Source organism: Mycobacterium sp. TH-M106 (assembly GCF_057473765.1).
Window position 1 is genome coordinate 1 of the sequence record NZ_JBYCLE010000397.1, and the last position, 2,515, is coordinate 2,515.

A 2,515-nucleotide genomic window follows, 5' to 3' on the forward strand; every position below is an offset into this window, starting at 1 on the left:
CGGGCGCGCGGTGGGCGTCGCGGGTCACCGGCCGCGGCGCCGGCGCGATGATCGGCGGCCTGGTCGCGATGACGCTGGACCGCTCGATCCTGCGTCAACTCGGCGTCGGACGGCGCACGGTCGTCGTCACCGGCACCAACGGCAAGTCGACCACTACCTTGATGACCGCCGCCGCGCTGCGCGGGCTCGGGGCGGTGGCCAGCAACCCCGAGGGCGCCAACATGGACGCCGGCCTGATCGCCGCCCTGGCGGCTGAGCGCGACGCCGGCCTGGCGGTGCTGGAGGTCGATGAGATGCACGTGCCGCACGTCTTGGATGCCCTGGACGCGGCCGTGCTGGTCTTGCTGAACCTCTCCCGCGACCAGCTGGACCGGGTCGGGGAGATCAACGTCGTCGAACGAGCGCTGCGGGCCAGCCTGTCGCGGCATCCGCAGACGGTGGTGGTCGCCAACTGCGACGACGTGCTGATGACGTCGGCAGCCTACGACTGTGCGCACGTGGTGTGGGTGGCCGCCGGTGGCGGCTGGGCCGGTGACTCGGTCAGCTGCCCGCGCAGCGGCGAGGTGATCGTGCGGGAGAACGGTCACTGGTATTCCAGCGGCGCCGACTTCGCCCGCCCCAGCCCGCACTGGTGGTTCGATGACGCGGCCGTCCACGGGCCGGACGGGCTGGTGCTGCCGATGCGCCTGGCGCTGCCGGGCGTCGTCAACCGCGGCAACGCCGCGCAGGCGGTCGCCGCGGCGGTCGCGCTCGGCGCCGACCCGGCTGCGGCGGTGGCCGCGGTGTCCGAAGTCGCCCAGGTCGCCGGGCGCTATGCGACCGTGCCGGTCGGCGAGCACGAAGAGCGCACCGCACGCATGTTGCTGGCAAAGAACCCGGCCGGGTGGCAGGAGGCACTGTCGATGGTGGACCGGAAGGCCTCGGTGGTGATCGCCGTCAACGGGCGGGTGCCCGACGGCGAGGACCTGTCGTGGCTGTGGGACGTGAGCTTCGAACGGTTCGGCGACACCGCGGTGGTGGCCGCCGGTGAGCGAGGCACCGACCTGGCGGTGCGGCTGGGATATGCCGGGGTCGAGCACACCCTGGTGCACGACACGCTGGCAGCCATCCAATCGTGCCCGCCCGGGCGCGTCGAAGTCGTCGCCAACTACACCGCCTTCCTGGCCCTGCAGCGGAGGCTGGGCCTGTGACGCCTGTGAAGCCTTTGACGCCTTTGACGCCTTTGACGCGCAGAGCTGATCCGGTGCGGATCGGGCTGCTGCTGCCCGACGTGATGGGCACCTACGGCGACAGCGGAAACGCGCTGGTGCTGCGGCAGCGGCTGCTGATGCGCGGGATCGCCGCAGAAATCGTGGCCATCACCCTCGCCGACCCGGTGCCCGAGTCGCTGGATATCTACACGCTGGGCGGGGCCGAGGACTATGCGCAGCGGCTGGCCACCCGGCATCTGGTCCGCTACCCGGGCCTGCAGCGCGCGGCGGCCCGCGGCGCGCCGGTGCTGGCGATCTGCGCGGCCATCCAGGTGCTCGGCGTCTGGTATGAGACGTCGGCCGGAGAGCGGGTCGACGGGGTGGGGTTGCTGGACGCCACCACCTCGCCGCAGCCGGTCCGTAGCATCGGCGAGGTGATCGCCAGGCCGTTGCCAGCAGGTCTGTCGGAGCCGCTGACCGGTTTCGAGAACCACCGCGGCGGCACGGCGCTGGGTGCTGCGGCATCGCCGTTGGGTGCGGTGAGCAAAGGAGCGGGCAACCGCGCCGGCGACGGCGTCGACGGGGCGGTGCAGGGCAGCGTCGTCGCCACCTACATGCACGGGCCGTGCCTGGCCCGCAACCCGCAGCTGGCCGATCTGCTGCTGTCGCGGGTGGTCGGCCGTCTGGCAGCGCTGGAGGTACCCGAGGTGGACCTGCTGCGCCGCGAGCGGCTGGCGGCCCCGCGCCGCGTTTAAGCGCGCAAGAAGCTTTGGCCCTGCTAGGCCCGAGTCAGACCAGCGCGCGGCGGCCGGTGAATGCGCGGCCCAGCGTCAGCTCGTCGGCGAATTCCAGGTCGCCGCCCATCGGCAGACCGGAGGCCAGACGGGTCACGGTCAGACCCGGGATGTCGCGCAACACCCGCACCAGGTAGGTGGCGGTCGCCTCACCCTCGGTGTTGGGATCGGTGGCGACGATCACCTCGGTGACGTCGACGCCGTCGACCCGCTCCCCGACGCGATTCAACAACTCGCGGATGCGCAGCTGGTCGGGGCCGATCCCCGACAACGGATCCAGCGCACCGCCCAGCACGTGGTAGCGGCCGTGGAATTCGCGGGTGCGCTCGATGGCAGCCACATCCTTGGGCTCCTCGACGACGCAGATCTGCGAGAAGTCCCGGCGCGGGTCGCCGCAGATCCGGCAGCGCTCGTCGTCGGAGACGTTGCCGCACACCGCGCAGAACCGCACGCCGTCGCGCACCGTCGCCAAAACCGCGGTGAGCCGGTCGATCTCCGCCGGTTCGACGGACAGCAGGTGAAAGGCGATGC

3 protein-coding genes are annotated in these 2,515 nt (G+C 71.9%); 2 read left to right on the forward strand and 1 reads right to left on the reverse strand.

The window, feature by feature from the left end; translation table 11 throughout:
- Both AC2VOP_RS14145 and AC2VOP_RS14150 read left to right on the forward strand, forming a co-directional pair.
- Positions 1 to 1,190 (forward strand): DUF1727 domain-containing protein (locus AC2VOP_RS14145; RefSeq protein WP_486961558.1); only part of this gene is annotated, 1,190 nt, incomplete at its 5' end.
- A 53-nt stretch (positions 1,191 to 1,243) separates the two neighbouring features.
- Positions 1,244 to 1,945 carry a type 1 glutamine amidotransferase gene (locus AC2VOP_RS14150; protein WP_486961559.1) on the forward strand — a complete coding sequence of 234 codons (702 nt, stop codon included), beginning with the start codon at positions 1,244 to 1,246 and terminating at the stop codon, positions 1,943 to 1,945.
- 34 nt (positions 1,946 to 1,979) lie between these two features.
- Here the strand turns inward: AC2VOP_RS14150 and recR are convergent.
- On the reverse strand, positions 1,980 to 2,515 hold a 536-nt coding region (gene recR / locus AC2VOP_RS14155; RefSeq protein WP_486961560.1), incomplete at its 5' end, for a recombination mediator RecR.